General features: G+C 45.5%; 12 protein-coding genes, 3 tRNA genes and 1 other RNA gene. 4 read left to right on the plus strand and 12 right to left on the minus strand.

Annotation, left to right across the window (positions count from 1 at the left end; translation table 11 throughout):
• Positions 1 to 84: 84 nt before the first annotated feature.
• From K8R76_10965 to K8R76_10975, 3 genes are read right to left on the minus strand one after another with little or no spacing between them, the layout of a single operon-like run.
• Positions 85 to 1,107 (minus strand): [FeFe] hydrogenase H-cluster radical SAM maturase HydE, encoded by a 1,023-nt coding sequence (locus K8R76_10965; protein ID MCD4848696.1) that lies wholly within the window; start codon positions 1,105 to 1,107, stop codon positions 85 to 87.
• The gene (locus K8R76_10970; protein ID MCD4848697.1) at positions 1,094 to 1,918 is read right to left on the minus strand and encodes a hypothetical protein; all 825 of its coding nucleotides are present in this window, start codon (positions 1,916 to 1,918) and stop codon (positions 1,094 to 1,096) included. The genes K8R76_10965 and K8R76_10970 overlap by 14 nt, the downstream gene beginning before the upstream one ends.
• A complete protein-coding gene (locus tag K8R76_10975; GenBank protein MCD4848698.1) occupies positions 1,911 to 3,158 on the minus strand; it encodes a radical SAM protein in 1,248 nt (415 codons plus the stop codon). The genes K8R76_10970 and K8R76_10975 overlap by 8 nt, the downstream gene beginning before the upstream one ends.
• A 48-nt stretch (positions 3,159 to 3,206) precedes the next feature.
• Between K8R76_10975 and K8R76_10980 the strand changes: the two genes are divergently transcribed.
• The 3 genes from K8R76_10980 to K8R76_10990 are packed head-to-tail and all read left to right on the plus strand — an operon-like array spanning position 3,207 to position 7,458.
• Entirely contained in the window at positions 3,207 to 4,250 is a 1,044-nt protein-coding gene (locus K8R76_10980; protein MCD4848699.1) for a hypothetical protein, read from the plus strand.
• Entirely contained in the window at positions 4,247 to 5,878 is a 1,632-nt protein-coding gene (locus tag K8R76_10985) for an HD-GYP domain-containing protein (protein ID MCD4848700.1), read from the plus strand. Before K8R76_10980 ends, K8R76_10985 begins: the two co-directional genes overlap by 4 nt.
• On the plus strand, positions 5,875 to 7,458 hold the full coding sequence (locus tag K8R76_10990) for a hypothetical protein (GenBank protein MCD4848701.1): 1,584 nt from the start codon (positions 5,875 to 5,877) through the stop codon (positions 7,456 to 7,458). The genes K8R76_10985 and K8R76_10990 overlap by 4 nt, the downstream gene beginning before the upstream one ends.
• A gap of 147 nt (positions 7,459 to 7,605) precedes the next feature.
• Here the strand turns inward: K8R76_10990 and K8R76_10995 are convergent, their stop codons facing one another.
• From K8R76_10995 to K8R76_11035, 9 genes are all read right to left on the minus strand, one after another.
• The gene (locus K8R76_10995; protein MCD4848702.1) at positions 7,606 to 8,025 is read right to left on the minus strand and encodes a prepilin-type N-terminal cleavage/methylation domain-containing protein; all 420 of its coding nucleotides are present in this window, start codon (positions 8,023 to 8,025) and stop codon (positions 7,606 to 7,608) included.
• A 220-nt stretch (positions 8,026 to 8,245) separates the two neighbouring features.
• Positions 8,246 to 9,811, minus strand: a complete 1,566-nt coding sequence (locus K8R76_11000) for a tetratricopeptide repeat protein (protein ID MCD4848703.1) — start codon at positions 9,809 to 9,811, stop codon at positions 8,246 to 8,248.
• Between the two features lie 99 nt (positions 9,812 to 9,910).
• Positions 9,911 to 10,549: a polyphenol oxidase family protein gene (locus tag K8R76_11005; GenBank protein MCD4848704.1), complete on the minus strand. Its 639-nt coding sequence runs from the start codon at positions 10,547 to 10,549 to the stop codon at positions 9,911 to 9,913.
• Positions 10,550 to 10,557: 8 nt separating this feature from the next.
• The gene (locus K8R76_11010) at positions 10,558 to 12,447 is read right to left on the minus strand and encodes a hypothetical protein (protein ID MCD4848705.1); all 1,890 of its coding nucleotides are present in this window, start codon (positions 12,445 to 12,447) and stop codon (positions 10,558 to 10,560) included.
• Positions 12,447 to 14,150, minus strand: coding sequence for a single-stranded-DNA-specific exonuclease RecJ (recJ, locus tag K8R76_11015; protein MCD4848706.1), 1,704 nt, complete (start codon positions 14,148 to 14,150; stop codon positions 12,447 to 12,449). Before recJ ends, K8R76_11010 begins: the two co-directional genes overlap by 1 nt.
• A 17-nt stretch (positions 14,151 to 14,167) precedes the next feature.
• Positions 14,168 to 14,578: RNase P RNA component class A (gene rnpB / locus K8R76_11020), an RNA gene on the minus strand.
• Positions 14,579 to 14,593: 15 nt separating this feature from the next.
• A complete protein-coding gene (locus K8R76_11025; protein MCD4848707.1) occupies positions 14,594 to 15,319 on the minus strand; it encodes a hypothetical protein in 726 nt (241 codons plus the stop codon).
• A 130-nt stretch (positions 15,320 to 15,449) separates the two neighbouring features.
• Positions 15,450 to 15,526: transfer RNA gene (locus K8R76_11030), tRNA-Val, on the minus strand.
• 14 nt (positions 15,527 to 15,540) lie between these two features.
• Positions 15,541 to 15,617: transfer RNA gene (locus tag K8R76_11035), tRNA-Ile, on the minus strand.
• 127 nt (positions 15,618 to 15,744) lie between these two features.
• Between K8R76_11035 and K8R76_11040 the strand changes: the two genes are divergently transcribed.
• Positions 15,745 to 15,831: transfer RNA gene (locus tag K8R76_11040), tRNA-Leu, on the plus strand.
• Positions 15,832 to 15,875 lie beyond the last annotated feature (44 nt).

The following is a 15,875-nucleotide window of genomic DNA, read 5'->3' on the forward strand; positions in this document are numbered from 1 at the left end:
GTGTATTTATTATTGAATTGCAGTAATATTAATCCAATGTAAACTTAAGAATGTGCAAAGATCTGCACGCTGTATGAAAGGCTGTTACATTTTCCTGCTGAACAAATCCGCTTCTGTAGTCTCACTAAGATCAGCTCTCACGATTGTCTTCCGGGCATGCGAAAGATTAACATAGAATCGTTCGGAGTAAAGCTCATAATCATCTCTCAACCTTGACGGAGTCATATTCACGGTAATAACATTGGCTCCCGCATCGAAACACCGAAGCTGGCCATCCTTTCTCAAACGCTCAAAAGTACTCGTTGCCGGTATAAGCGTATTCTTTAAAAATAGCCTCATAGCAGCTATGAAGCGAAGTCCCAGATCAACGTCACCAACAGGATAGTCTTCAAGGGGTGTCCCCTTTGCAGGGAGAAAAACAGAAACACTCGACATGTCAACTTTCAGATCCTTCATGAGAATGAGATCATCGACAAGAGAATCTATTGTCTGCCCTGGAAGACCAAGCAGCGGCCCTGAACCAATATGGTAACTGTGATCTCTGAGAGTCCTCAGCCATTTGATCCTATCGGCAAGAGTAAACCCGGGCTTCATTTTCTCGAAGAGATCAGCATTGGAAGTTTCATGTTTGAGAATGAATTTTCTGGCTCCGGCTTCATACCAGTAATCAAGGTCATCAGCTCTGTGAATTCCTACACACAGAAGCACCATCATATCCATGTCGGATATCCTCCTGATAACATCACCCAGCCATTCGGCGTTGTACTCCTCGCTTTCAGCCGCCTGGAGGAAAAAGGTTCTTATCCCATTCGAAAGCGCGGTTTCAGCCACGGATACTATTTCATCTGGATCAAGTGTGAATCTTAGAATTTCCGTATTCTCTGCTCTCATTCCGCAATAGACGCAACTGCATCTGCAAGTGTTGGCGAATTCAATTACAGCCCGAATGAAAGCCCTGTCACCGAAGTGAAGTCTTCGAACTTCTCTTGCGGCTTCGAACAGTATTTCCGATTCTTCATCTGATGAAAGAAGAATCGCCTTCAAATCATCTTTAGAAAATCCGCTGTTCAGCCTGCCTGTGATCCATCTCTGATCAATATGCTCCATTAATATCATCCTTTTCACGCATGTGCTGAATCATTAAAAGAACATCTTCTGTTTCAGGCATGATTTCTGTCCATATACGGAAAGACTCCGCAGCCTGATATACAAGCATTGATTCCCCGGTAAACACCCTTGAGCTGTTTGTATTAAGAAGATTTCTCCATTTCCAGAACCGGTTGTAATTCAAGTCAATAAAGAACCTGTCCTTCAAAGATTCAGCATCGACCGGGAAGGAATCGTTATTCATCCATCCCAGAGTCGTTGCGTTTATTACGGTACAGTCTCTGGTTTTCAGTAAGGCAGATTCTATTTCATCTAGTTCCCGAGCAGGTGAATTTCCTCTCCATGCTTCCGGATTCCTGCTGAACACAACAGATTCCGCTCCATCGGACGAAAGCACCAGATCTACCGCAAGCGCGACTCCTCCGGCTCCAACAATAAAAAAGGGCTCAGGCGGTGACAGGAGTGATAGAAGATGCCGGAAACCGCAGATATCAGTGTTATAACCATAAGTCACTCCGTCAATTCTGTGAACAGTATTTATTACTCCAATTACTGACGCATCTCCCATGATCTCATCGCAGATTCCATAAGCTGCAGCTTTATGAGGATAAGTAACGTTCAATCCCGTAATTCCTGTTTCCAGGAGAATGAGCGCATTATTGATGAGCTGTCCCGGCATCATGGGGTATAATTCATACTCCCCCCGCAGGCCACAGGATTTGAGAAATTCAAGATGAATGAATGGAGATAGTGAGTGTTCCAGAGGCCAGCCTGTAAGACCAAGTTTATAGTAATTCTCAGTTTCAGCCATGTCTCAATCTTCGCATCCTCTGGAGTATTCGGTACAACCAGTCAGATGGACCCGCTGTTCTGAAGAATACAGGATCAAAGAAATCACACTCTTCGTCAACCAGTCCTTCGTTTATCATCTGTAACGCAATTGGGGAATGAGCGTATGCCCTTATGGTGCCGATATTCACAAATGTTTCTCTGGGACCAAGCATCAGCCTGACCCTGAACATGAACCAGAGTTTCCTGAGCAATGAACCAAAACCCTCTCCCGGATTCCCATTGAAGAAGTTAATACCCACGTGAAAACCCAATGCTCTTGCTGCCTTTACTGCTGGAAGAAGATCCGCTGCCTTTCCACGCTTGCCCATTCTTTGAAGACCCCTGTCAGAAATCGCATCCGGGGAGAAATCAACCTTTACAGCTCCTGCATGTCTCATTCTTGCAAGCTGATCAGGGGTTATCCTGTGATCAAGCCACGCACTCCAGGATAGTTTCGTCTCAGATGCCTCAATAGCAGACAGAAGTTCCTCAAAATAGTCCTCTGGAGCATTGAACACCGAATCAACGAACTGAAATCGTGACACACCGAGCTTCTCAAGGGTCCTGATATCTTCCAGAACCTTAGCTACAGGTCTTTCTCTGAACTTCTTTCCACTGAGATAGCCGTACGTACAATAAGTACAATTAAATTCGCAGCCCCGTCTGCTCTGGATACCTATAGCGTCATCGGCTGAGTAGTATGATAAGTTCAGAAATGCGTAATCCGGAGAAGAGACAGCATCAAGATCGACTTTCCCCCAGGGCAGTAATCTGCCTCCGCCCCATTCCGGAATGCTCGAACCATGCTCGATATGATTCAATAGCACCGGGAGCTGATCCTCACCTTCTCCAGGCAGACCATAATCTATCCTGGGATACTTATCCAGAATAATCGAAGGGTATATGGAAAAACCGGTTCCCCCTACTAACAAAGTACCTTCCCATTGTTCCAGAACATCAATGATCTCCGAAAAAGGTGTCATATATGAAAAAGTTACAGGATAAGAGCTGTCATCAATATTGCGCAGCGAAATGCATACAACGTCAGGTTTGAACGATTCAAGCTCGCTCCTGAGAATACCTGCGAATTCGGAATACAGACTTAAATCCAATCCCTTAATGTCGTGTTCAATGAGCTGACCGGCCAGACAGGCAAGACCCAGTGGGAATATGGGTGCTTCCCTTCGCCCGGTGGGAGATTGCACCAAAAGAATTTTCAACAGGTTTTCCCTCTTTTCAATTTTCCATCCTGGAGTATTTTAAGTATAATGAAATTTATGAGAATCAGCTTCGCTGTAATAATCACATTCCTGATTCCTGTTTTCTTCCCCGCACAGAGGATTGAAGCGGGTTGCGAACCGGTACGCATCTCCTCACTTGACAGCCTTGCTTCTGATATTTCATTACTTGGATATGTACCTTCAGGAGGAAATCTGCCGGTACTGGCAGCTGCTAATAACTGGTTTGGATTATTGTCCCGAGTACAATTGCTTCCATGCGACAGCAGGGAATTGAACGCTATTCAGGAAGACACGTCCGGAAAGTGGGGATATTACGGTATCGCCGACTGGTCCATCGGCGGAGACAAGGTTCTGGTCCTTGCGCCTCCACCACGCTGCAGTCCTCTCGAAATTCAATCAGAAGTTCCGGTTGGTTCTGAAACTGGCTTCATTCTCGATGGGTACGAAACTCTCAGGAATCCTCAGGCAGCGATCAGAACTCCCGGAATGCAGGTGACTGATCTTGTACCGGATTCCACAGGAAGATTCACATTTTCAGCTGCGGAATATGGAATTTACTGGGTGGAGATAATGGAGCAGACAGCATCGGGCCCTTCCATTACCCTTCTCTTCCCGGTGATATCGGGAGGCACGGTAACTGATGTTCTGATGGGTGACATACCTTCAGCAGCATCTGACGCATCATGTCCTGAAGATATACTCGATGAAGTGAATATGCTCAGAGAGAATGCGGGAATCCCGGCTCTCCATCGTGAAAGCATGCTTGATTCCATTGCTTTTATTAGAGCAGGTGCTCTTGCTTTTTCCGGAACCTCTGTTCATTTCAGTCCCCTGAACAGTGATCTGCCGGATATTCTACCCGCAGGAATGGAAACGTACGGAGAAAATATCGGAAGGGGGGCAGGATACCAGGAAGCCTGGTCCATGATCCTGATAAGCCCTTTCCATCTGAGAACATGCATGTCTCCAGCCTATCGAAATATCGGAATTGCAGGTGCTGTTGATTCAGGCGCATATGAATGGCAGCTGGTCATGGTACAGATATTCACATCAGAAAGAAATGGATTATGATAAATCCGATCAGTGAGATATTCGGATGCAGCAATCTGCTCTCAACTGGGTTTTTTAGTCCGGATCATATTCTGATTATTGCAGTTCTGGCTGTGGGGAGTATTATCACCGGTGGCTATCCAATAATCACTTCGTCCTCAATTGAATTCTCCATGAACAGGATATTCATCTTTGTGATATTCTTCCTCTGCCCGAAGATTCTTGCTTTTGAAGTCACAAGTATTTGTTTTCTCGGCAGCTCACTTCTTAGAACTAAAGAATCACGAACAGTATTCTGGCGATATCTGATTTCAGGAATAACTGCAATTGCAATTCTCAGGACCAGTTCTATCATAATTCCGTGGTTTTTGCAGAACTTCCAGCAACAGCTTTCAATAATAATAGCCATCCCTGCTGTAATTCTATCTGATATAATTCTGAATTATCTATTCTCGAGAAAATGTACTTTACCTGTTACCGATAGGATAGGCAGGCAGTTGATATCTTATATTGTTATCCTCCCACTCACTTTTATAACAATCATTCTGCTCATACAGGCAGAGCTTCTCGGCGCCCTTCTTGCTGTTTTCACAATTACGGGATTCTCTTTTATCGGCAGGTCAATAGTTAAAAAATACAGAATAAACCAGTTCAGGATAAGAGAAATCATCCAACAGAATATACTTGCTGCACGATTGATGGAATCCTTTACTTTCAGTGAATTCCTGGCAACACTCGAAGAATATTTCTCAGAGTCTGAGGAATGCAGGGTAAGGATTCTTTCCCGCTCCTCAGGTAATCCTGACTGGATACTATGGAGTTTGAACGGACAGAGAAATGTTATCACTTCTGAAATTACTGGAAGTATTCCCGGCAAGGGCAGAATTTCGCTGAATTTCAAGGTTCGTGAAATAACTGCAACTGTTATAGGGTTATCAGATAATTCAGATCTCCTGTTATTATTGAGCGGTCCAACTGAAAATGTAATCCGCGGAATGCCATCAAATCTGCTGGATAATCTGACACTTCTTCTCAAACATGCCTGGGAAGCAGTAGGTCATTCGATGAGAAGTGATAAGTCATTCCTTGCGGCAGCTGTCATGCTGGCACGATTGGCGGATTCAAAAGATGATTACACTCATGGACACTCAATGAGAGTATCGGATCTATCCTGCGCACTCGGCAGGGAACTCAGACTCTCCCGGAAAAACATCCAGATTCTAAGAGTCGGAGCAATCCTGCATGATATTGGAAAACTTGCTATTCCGATACCAATTCTCACAAAAAGAGGCCTCCTTACAAGAAGGGAAAGAGAGATAATACAGAATCATCCTGCCGAGGGAGCAAAAATCGTATCGGAACTGTCCGGATATGAAGAAGTCACAAAAATAATTAGAAGCCATCATGAGAGACTTGATGGAAACGGATATCCCGATGGTCTTCAAAATATTGATATTCCATTTCTTGCAAGAATCGTAGCCATAGCAGACACATTCGATGCAATAACAAGTGCCAGATCATATCATTCAATTGCAGACCAGGAAAACGCGATTGAAACAATAAAAGAGGGGAAAGGAATTCAATTCGACTCCAGGATAGTTGATGCCCTTGAGAAAGTAATTCAAAGCGAATCGGCGCGTCAGGCATGATTGGAACAAGAAGACCTGAAGGAATAACGTTATTTACCGGAGCAATCATTCTTCTTCTCATTCTTTGGCTTCCTGTGAGATACACACTTCCCGGCGCAGGGGAAATACTTACTCTGTTCTGTATCTGGTTCGGGCTTTTTTACACGGTTGCACTGAAAAGTCAGCGCACTATCGGATATCCAGTAGTCCTCTATCCAGCATTTCAGGCATATATGTCATTAACCGGATATTCGATTTTTCAGGAAGCCGGTTTTATACTCGCAACTTTCCTTGGATCATTTGTCTATGCACTTGGATCTGGCGGAAACCTGTCAGACTGTTTCAATCGGAGTCTTAAATTCATGCTGATAAGCCTCCTGTCACTTAGAATTACAGCAATAATTCTTCAGCCATACCGAATACAGGCACTGGCAAACAATTATCTGGCTACTGTCGTTCTCGTGGCAGCGGTGCTGGTGGCTGTGTTGATTAATCATGTTTTACACCTGCTCACCGGATTCACAGAGTATAGAGGAATCAAGTATGCCATATCACAGTACACTAAATCGATAATCTATCCTGCCTTGTTCGTTCTTTTTCTCGTTCCAGCTGCAATTCATTCAGCTACAGTGTCCCGAAGTGCCTGGGAATGGGGAATTGTTACCGGTGTCACCGCTATACTCATCATTCAGACCGGTCTGTCCGTCCTGATTGACAGAGCAAGGTTTTCCTTCTCCAGAACAAGGTTTCTGGAGGATGAACTCGGTAAGCATTCTGATATTCTGGCAAACCTCAAAACCCCAATTGAAGCTCTTCGTACTCTTGCGCGGTTCTGGTTTCGTGCCGCGGAGCCGGAGGCGGTAAGAGTGAGCTGGAATAACATAAGCCTGACCTATCCTCCGGGTATGACACTTCCCGACGACCACGCTCCGTTATCCCGAAGGGGCACAGGAGGACTCCTTCTTGAGATATGGCCCGCATTGAATACAGCTCTCGACGCAGAGAGACTGGAAATATTCGTCTCACAGACAGAAATAGTCCTTCTAAATCTTGAACTGAGAAAAAACGTTCTGAAGAGTGGATGGAAATGTCTGGAGGCTATGGTCTATTCCCTTGATATGTCTGACAGCAAGCAAACTGGTTACAGCAAACAGGTTGCAACAGTAGCGCGAAATATCGGTCGGGAGATGGGGATGGATGAGAATTCGCTTGAAGATCTGGAAATGTCCGCAATGCTTCATCTCACAGCTGCTATTTTAAAGAAGGCTGAAGAGGATTCTCAGGAAACATTCTCTTCGGATCCCTTAAAAGTACAGTTTCAGCTTCCACCGGATATAGTCAGGGGAATCAGACATATAACTGAAAATTTTGATGGTTCAGGTAAACCTGAAAGACTAAAAGGCAGATCAATACCTCTTATTTCGAGAATTTTATCTATTTCGAGTGATTTTTCCGCAAATTTGTCAGGTCAATCGATAGAGAACTCCATTCTGGAACTTAAGAGAAGATCAGGATCAATCTATGATCCGGAAATCGTTTCAATTCTGGAAGGGATAACCATCCGGAAGAACCAATCGGTATTTTCAGATATCAGAGGTTGATCCGTTACTCGATATGCGGCTCCATCGGAATGAGCAGTCTGAACCAGGCGCGATCTTCTCAATCGCATTGACATTTCCCCATCTGTTTATCCATCCGTAGTTATCCCACGAATATCGCACTTCCAAATCAGCTATCTCAAAAGGAAATTACTCCGGGGTCCAGCCTCTAATCCAGCTGGGTACTCCGTCCCAGATGTATCCGTGTTCAGGGAAAACATAGAAACAGACAGAATAATAATAAGAATATGTAACACCCCACCATGTATATACGATTCCATATACATAGTACTGTCCACTGGATCCGGATCCAGATTCGCTTGCTGAGGGACACCGCATATCAGACGCGTTAGACATTACGGAGTCCAGCTCACTGATACGTCTTGGGTATACATTCCTTTCCGCAAAGTATATGTTCATTCCAGATGCCAGGTTTCGCATATTTGATCTGCATGAAGATTTCTGTGAATCGGTCTTAATATCTCCAAATTTGGGAATCGCTATTGCGGAAATAATTCCTACAATCACGACCACAATCATAAGTTCTATCAGAGTGAATCCACGTTTCATGATCGAATACCTCCTGCATTAAGGAAAGCATATTTCTAACCAATACTGTTTATTTATAATAAACTTCAGAAGAATGCGCTATCTTCAGGTCGCCCCGTATAATAATCTGCAAAATGCAAGATAATGCTGACGGATATTACCGGATCACCGACCGGGATTTGAACTCATACCGGCCGGTGACTATTATCGAAAGCAGACAGAAAGTGCTTTCTGAATCCTGCTACTGACTGTATCTTTCAACCCTGTCGATCTTCTCCTCACAAAGAGATATCGAATTATAGGCTGCCTGAACCATATTCTGAGCGCTGTTATATCTGTAACCGGTAACCTGCGAGAGATTGGAAATAGCAGTATTAAGATCACTGATAGCTGATTGCCACGTTGATATGTTCTCTGGAATCAGTTCAGATACTCTTGCTTTGTTCGATCCGCTCTGATAATAGAATGCACCCATCATGTAGTTTGCGAGGGGATCGTTAGGATAAGCATTACTAAGGCGGGAAAATACACTTTGCATTGCTCCCCTCTGTCCGCTGTCACGGTAGATTGACGCAAGGAGGATATAAGCCTCTCGACTGCCGGTACTTGAAATAAGAGATTCCAGTCTGTTTACCGCACTGGATGTTTTGCCTGCCCATGCCTCAACTTGAGCAGTGTATAGGATCATCTGCGAATTACCGGAATCAGATTCAAGGAGAATCACTGCGTGATCTGCAGCATTTCCATATTGCCCAGTGTTAATATACGATTGGATAAGGCGCTGCCTTAGAGCAAGCATATTGGAATTAACAGCAAGAATCTCCTCCATATACGGAATTGCTTTCGAGTATTCCCCAAGCTGGAAATACAGAAGACTCAGAGGAAATTTAATAGTAAGATTGGTCGGATTCTGTGCAAGAGCCTCTTCAAAACTGCAAACCGCCTGATCAAGCTCACCCAGAGCCTGGTATGCAGAGGCAAGTCCGAGATAAGCATCAGCGTTTTCAGGATCGATATCGACTGCACTCTCGAAATATATCTTTGCTGTTTCTGCATCATTCTGAGTAAGGTAAACGCTGCCCAGTCCAGCAAGAGCATTGGTATTATTCTCGTCTACCGTAAGGATTGTTTCATATATCTGCATAGCCATGTTAACCGAATCAACATCAGGCTCAAGATAGATCCCGGCGAGCTGTAAATTCGCATCAAGTAATGTCGGATCAACCGAAAGCGCCTGTTTGAGAAACATGATCGCCATGGACCAGTTTTTCATCTGTATGCTGAATGCAGCCTGATCGAGTGCCTGTTGAATTCTGCCGCCGATAAGCTCGGAAAGAACACTGACCATCTCTCCAGCCAATTGCTTGACAGGTTCGGTGTTCTTAGCGACTACAACCGGATCCGCATTCACAGTATTCCCTGATGCAGGGATGCAGACATTCCATAAAACCATGAGTTCTTCATTTGACGGAGAAACATTTCCATAAAGGATCATATCTGCACCAAGAGCAATACCTGCGTTCGCAACGAATGAAGGCGGCACGCCATACTCGAAATCTGATGGATTGAATCCCAGGTCTTCAAAAGCATCTTCCAGATCACCCTTTGAAATGAAAGAGTATTCCTCACTGTCCTCAAAATTATTTTTCAGTTCATTAAACAATTTTTCACTGACCCATCGTGCATCTGAACCGGAATATCCAAATGGTACTATTCCAACCCTCGTGGATTCTCCATCTTCCGATGCAACAGCAGTACCGCAAGCCAGCAGTGCAAGGCATGCTATTATAAATGAATATCTCATCATTCTTTCCTCCATATCGGGAATACTACAACACAATTATCATGATTACTCGTTTTATTACCAGAGCGCAAATATTGTACTAATATGATCTTCAGGCAACAGTCACACTCCTTTCACTTTCATCCAGGTGAGATTTCTCTTATCCGATCCATCTGCTCTGAAAGAAAAAAACAGATCCTTCCTGCAGACTGTACATTCGGGAATATCGAAAACCGTACATTCCTCTGAAAGACCGGCAGCAGCCATCTGATCAAGAGCAGCCCTCTTCAGATCAAGCCTGCCGGGGGGATGCGGATACTCCGGAAGATCGCGGAGTGCTTTTTCTCTGACATCCGGTCCAACCTGATAGCAGTCTCCGCAAATGCAGTTTCCAAGTACAATAAAATCCGGCTCAGTCGGGAATTCCTTTATCATCCTGTATGAGATGCCTGAAGCAAGTCCCCTCCAGCCAGCGTGAAATGCAGCTGTATAATCATAGGATGAAATGAACACAGGCAGGCAATCTGCCGTTCGAATTCCCGGAGATAGTGTTCCTCTGGATAGAATCATCCCATCTGCCGACGCACCAATCACCGGATTGTGGATTATTTCTGAACCATGAACCTGATTCAGAAAAATGACGTTCTTCATTTCACCGGGAACAGCTCCATCGCGACCTCGCACACTTAAAAGAGCATCCGGCAACTCAATATCAGCAGTACCCCTTTGAGAATACTCTACTTTCAGCTGACTGATCCTCATTCATCACCTCAATCGGGATTACCTTCATGTATTGATACACTGCTGCCGGAGCAATGTTCCATTATGAAGGATTCTATCATATCCTGAGATACAATCCGAAAAGGTGGAACAGAGCTCAGAAATACTTTGCCGTAATTCCGTGAAATAATTCTTCTATCCATAATCATAATAACACCTGTGTCCCTGCATGATCTGATCAGTCTGCCAACCCCCTGTTTGAGACGTACAACCGCAAGAGGAAGAGAATATTTGCCAAAAGAGCTTCCTCCATTTTTTTCAATCAGATCCATCCTTGCTCTGGTTAGTGGATGTCCTGGCGAGGCAAACGGCAACCTGTCGATTACTACTGCCTGAAGCATCTCACCTGGCAGATCTACGCCTTCCCAGAAGGAAGAGGTGCCAAGAATAATCCCTCTGCTGGATTTCCGGAAATCATCAAGTATTCTGTTTCGCGACATTTCACCCTGGACAAAGAGCCTCATATCCGAAGGCATCTCCAGCACAGCCCTTTCTCTAACAAGTTCCAGGTTCCTGTAACTCGTAAACAGCATTAGAGTTCTTCCCTCAAGGATGATTGCAAGCCTCTTTCCCCAATCCCATACTACTCGGGCAAGATCCTCGTGAGAATCATGCTCCGGCAGGTTGTCCGGAATGGAAAGCACCGCCTGAGACCTGTAATCGAACGGACTTCCAAAACTTTTTGTCAACGCGTCCCAGCCTCCAAGTCTGTCCTTGAAGAAATCAAACTCTTCCGCAACTGTTAACGTGGCTGAAGTAAGAATCGTAGTATCAAATTTTGAGTACACTGTATCACATAGTTCAGGACCGATATTCAGTGGAACAGCTCTTAGAACAGAGTTTTTTCTATTCACCTCCACAAAGCAGCAATATTCTTCCGTACTCAATTCTGACAGCCTTTTCGTTGCCTGTGCAACTGCCGTTGCTGTCTGGACAACCGGCAGCAGGTCATCATTCTGCCCTGCATCCGAAGCAAGCTTTCTGGCGAGGTCACCTGCTTTCTCAAGGCTTTCCAGATGCGGTACAGGATCCCATAAGGATGTTTTATCAATGGAAGCAGTAAGCTCTGCTATAGCGGAGGACAGCCGTCTGGCAAGTTCAAGCATTGAAGCCTTCGCAGCTGTCTCGATCTCACTGAAAGCAATACCGTCAAACATGGGCAGAAGTGATCCTTCGCTTAGCGAAAGCCCGAGGCATTCGCTTGCCGCGTCTTCAAGCCTGTGCCCTTCATCAATCACCAGTACATCCGCTCCCGGCAGCACATCTTCTGAAAGAAGCCCGGATACAAGAAGATGATGATTCAGTATAAGCAGATCGGATTTTCGAGCGAGGTTACGGGCTTTGAAAAAGTGACAGGCACCCCTGAAATGACAGGAAGCTCCTGTACAATCCATATGATCCGATCTGAAATGCCGCCAGACTGACCCTGAGACTTTCTCTGAAAAAGATGAGATATCACCATCATCCGTGGTATCAGCCCACCTCGAAAAACTCAGATCTGTACTTACAATTTCTGAACCGGAATTCCATTTCCTCAGGCATAAATAGTTATTTCTCCCCTTGAGGACACTCACCATGGAATCGAGCTTGAGTGCTGACAGTATGGCGGGAGCATCCTTACCTGCAAGCTGATCCTGAAGAGTTATAGTCGCTGTGGATACGAAGATCCTTCTGCCGGATAAAAGAGCGGGAATTATATAAGCAATACTCTTCCCGATACCTGTTCCTGCTTCAAAAAAATGAATCCCACCCGTGGTGAGAGCTTTTCCCACTGCTTTTGCCAGTTCAACCTGGAGCGTTCTGACAGTGTATCCAGGAATGACCTGAGACAGAGCATCTCCGTGAAATGTATTTTCAATTTCCTGCTCAAATGATATCATCAGCTGTTCTGCTTTCCCGTCCTGCGAATATCCTTCAGCATGAGCTGGATGCTTCCATCGTTACGCCATGTATCAATGTCGAGTGTAAAGGCAAGATCAACTCTGCTGCTGAACAGTGATTGCTTTTCCACCATATTGAATCCAATTGCTCTGAAAATTCTGGAACCGATTTTCAGATTACAACTGAGATGATTCCTGTTTTTCCCAACAGCCCTCCACTGAATCGCATAGGCACCTCTTGCGAGCCAGACCGGCATCGAATTGCCCGATCCAAATGGCTCAAGTCTCGAAAGAGCGCGGACGGTTTCGATTGTGTAGTCCTTCTCCTCAAGGCTTCCGTCAAGATAGAGGACGGAGCCAAGATACTCATCCCACTTTTTCTCAGACAGCAGCGTTTCCATATGCTCTTTGAGTAATTGCACATTATCTCTTAATATTGTCAGTCCCGCAGCCATCGGATGACCTCCGAAACTGCTCAGAATCATGTACTCATCCTGAATCCTTCCAAGCAGAGAGTGTATCGAAATCCCGGGAATGCTCCTTGCTGAACCGTACCCGTAATTACCCTCCAGAGATATCAGTATTACAGGAACTCCGAATCGAGATACAAGTCTTGAAGCCACAATTCCCACAACGCCTCGATGCCACCCTTCACCTGCAAGCACAATGCACCTCGGGTCATGCAATTCTGCAGTCAACCCTTTGACCTGTTTCTCTACATCACGCTCATACTGTTTTCTGATTCTGTTATTCTCCGCGACTGGGGCAAGCAGTTCCTCAGTTTCTTGCTCATTCATGGCGAGCAGAAGGTCAACTGCCTGCTTCGCGTGCCCTACTCTCCCGCAGGCATTCAGTCTTGGTCCGATGTAAAAAGCCAGATGGGATGAATTGCAGCTTTCAAGATCAACTGAAGCGGATTTCGCAAGAGCTGAGACACCCGGAAGCGGTATCCGACGCATAACTTTCAGACCTTCAGAAACCAGAATTCGATTATCATCAATCAAATCAACAACATCGGTCACAGTACCTATAGCAACCAATTGTAGAAGTTCCTGAAGAGAAGAGGCATCGGCGTTCATCAACTCGTAGACACCATTCATAACCATCCATGCTACACCAACACCCGCGAGAGTGGAGTGCCGCACATCGCCATCAAGCGCGGGATTGACAATTGCCTTTGCGAAAGGGAGCTGATCCCCGGCTTGATGATGGTCTGTAATAACAGTATCAATATTAGTGCTGTTCAAAGCGTTGATATGCTCATTCGCTGTTATTCCACAATCAACTGTAATCAGGAGGTCAATTCCATTTTCTTCGCAGAACTGAACTGCTGATGATCCGATGCCGTACCCTTCTATGAACCTGTCAGGCACATAATAGCTTATATCAGCTCCAAGTTCGGAAAGTGCTCTGTAAACCACTGCTGTCGCCGTAATCCCATCGGCGTCAAAATCACCGTGAACAAGAATCTTTTCCGTGTTTGCAACAGCTCTGACTATTCTTTCAGCGGCTTCCATAATTCCACCCAGATTCTTCCATGAAGACAGAGTATTAATATCGGGATTAAGGAAGTCTTCAAGGATCTTTCCGGAGTAACCTCTTCTGGCAAGCAGAAGGGCAAGAGATGCCGGAAGACCATGCAACTCGCTGACACTTGAAAGATGCAGACAGGGTACGGGCCTTGCAGCCCAGCGCTTTCTCAATGATCCTCCAAAATAAGGAAAAGGGTCAGGCTGTAAGCCGGGTTCTGTACCGCCAATGGCGGTGGTGGCCATCCATCTGGGATGCCAGTTGCCTGACACCTCAAGCAGCCAACCCGGAGGTCAGGGGAACGGGCAATTCCCCGGTCTCAAAGAGACCTCCCTCTCTATTCGGCCTTGCACCGGACAAGGTTTACCATGCGAATACTGTCACCAGTATCCCGGTGGGCTCTTACTCCACCATTTCACCCTTACCCCTGATCAACATAGCCTGTGTTCCGGGAACCGGAATCCTGCATAATGAACTGTTCAGGGGCGGTATCGTTTCTGTGGCACGTTCTCTCCGTTGCCGGAACCGGGATTTCCCCGGTGTCCTGCCCTGTGGAGCCCGGACTTTCCTCCCCTTTCGGGGTGACCACCCACCTGACCCTAATCAATAATACGTTTTATCCTGAACCGGCGAAAGAGCTGTCATCCATCCAGATTACAAAACGTCCGCATATTGGACAGGTAAATGCCAGTCCCTGGTTTATTTCAACTGCTGTCTGCGGAGGAAGATTTGTCAGACATCCGCCACAGGCTCCCCTGTTAAGCCCGACAATAACATTCCCCTTCTTTGCTGATCGAAGTTGCTCGTACTTATCCAGAAGACGAATACTGATATCTGACTTGATTTTCTCACGATCATTTCTAAGCTCTCTGATGTTCTCCTCAAGTACCTCCAGCTGACCATCCAGAATGTTCTGTCTTTTCTTGAATCTCTCTTCATTTCTTTCCCAGATTCTTTTCGTCTCTTTGAGATTTTCCTCAGCAGATTCCTCTTCATACATCAGTTCGAGCAGTTTAATATCAAGCTCACTTATTTTATTCTCAGAGTATTTGATCTGTTCAAGCATCGTACGGTACGCTTCGTTTGTTTTCATTTCTAATAGTTTATTCTTGAAATCGGCAAGCTCTTTCAGAGATTTCTCTTTTTCATCTGAGCTTCCTCGATTCATCTTGCTTATTTCTTCGATCTTCTTCTTCTCATTCTCATAATCGCTTCTCTGCAATTTAATTTCACGTTCGTGAATTCTCTTCTCTCTCGGAATCTCCTCCATTTCAGCAGACACACGGTCAATTCGGGAATCAATCTCCTGCAGGCTAATTAACTTCTTAAGATCATCATTCATTTTCATTAACTCCCGATAGTTCAAGAAAAAAAGAGGGTACCCGGAAGGGTACCCCCTGTTATATCAGATACAGATGTTCTGCAGTTTTCACAATACATGACAGAACCACCACATCATCTGTTGCCTGAAATGGTGGGCGGGACAGGATTTGAACCTGCGACCCCAAACGTGTGAAGCTTGTGCTCTAGCCAACTGAGCTACCCGCCCTTTCAAGCAGATGATGGTGGGCCCACCTGGACTCGAACCAGGGACCGACCGGTTATGAGCCGGTAGCTCTAGCCAACTGAGCTATGGGCCCGGCAAGTGAACAAACTTATCCTGAAAGTGTTCATTTGTCAAGCTGAAAACACTGTTTTCAGCACCGCGCCACTTGCATATTCCCTTGATCATTCTTCATATTTCGCGAGTTCGCGATGGAGAAATGTGCCGGAGTGGCGGAATGGCAGACGCGGCGGACTCAAAATCCGCTGTCCCTTGCGGACTTGAGGGTTCGAGTCCCTCCTCCGGTACCAAAACAGTGCCACCCACTAATAAAAGTGACAAACGAAGCTTACTC

This window comes from Candidatus Aegiribacteria sp., from assembly GCA_021108435.1.
Taxonomy (GTDB): Bacteria; Fermentibacterota; Fermentibacteria; order Fermentibacterales; family JCC-6; genus Aegiribacteria.

Bases quoted from the DNA above. Each gene is read 5' to 3' on its own strand.
- K8R76_10965 (MCD4848696.1), bottom strand. From the start codon at position 1,107: ATGGAGCATATTGATCAGAGATGGATCACAGGCAGGCTGAACAGCGGA.
- K8R76_10970 (MCD4848697.1), bottom strand. From the start codon at position 1,918: ATGGCTGAAACTGAGAATTACTATAAACTTGGTCTTACAGGCTGGCCT.
- K8R76_10980 (MCD4848699.1), top strand. From the start codon at position 3,207: ATGAAATTTATGAGAATCAGCTTCGCTGTAATAATCACATTCCTGATT.
- K8R76_10985 (MCD4848700.1), top strand. From the start codon at position 4,247: ATGATAAATCCGATCAGTGAGATATTCGGATGCAGCAATCTGCTCTCA.
- K8R76_10990 (MCD4848701.1), top strand. From the start codon at position 5,875: ATGATTGGAACAAGAAGACCTGAAGGAATAACGTTATTTACCGGAGCA.
- K8R76_10995 (MCD4848702.1), bottom strand. From the start codon at position 8,025: ATGAAACGTGGATTCACTCTGATAGAACTTATGATTGTGGTCGTGATT.
- K8R76_11000 (MCD4848703.1), bottom strand. From the start codon at position 9,811: ATGATGAGATATTCATTTATAATAGCATGCCTTGCACTGCTGGCTTGC.
- K8R76_11005 (MCD4848704.1), bottom strand. From the start codon at position 10,549: ATGAGGATCAGTCAGCTGAAAGTAGAGTATTCTCAAAGGGGTACTGCT.
- K8R76_11010 (MCD4848705.1), bottom strand. From the start codon at position 12,447: ATGATATCATTTGAGCAGGAAATTGAAAATACATTTCACGGAGATGCT.
- K8R76_11025 (MCD4848707.1), bottom strand. From the start codon at position 15,319: ATGAATGATGATCTTAAGAAGTTAATTAGCCTGCAGGAGATTGATTCC.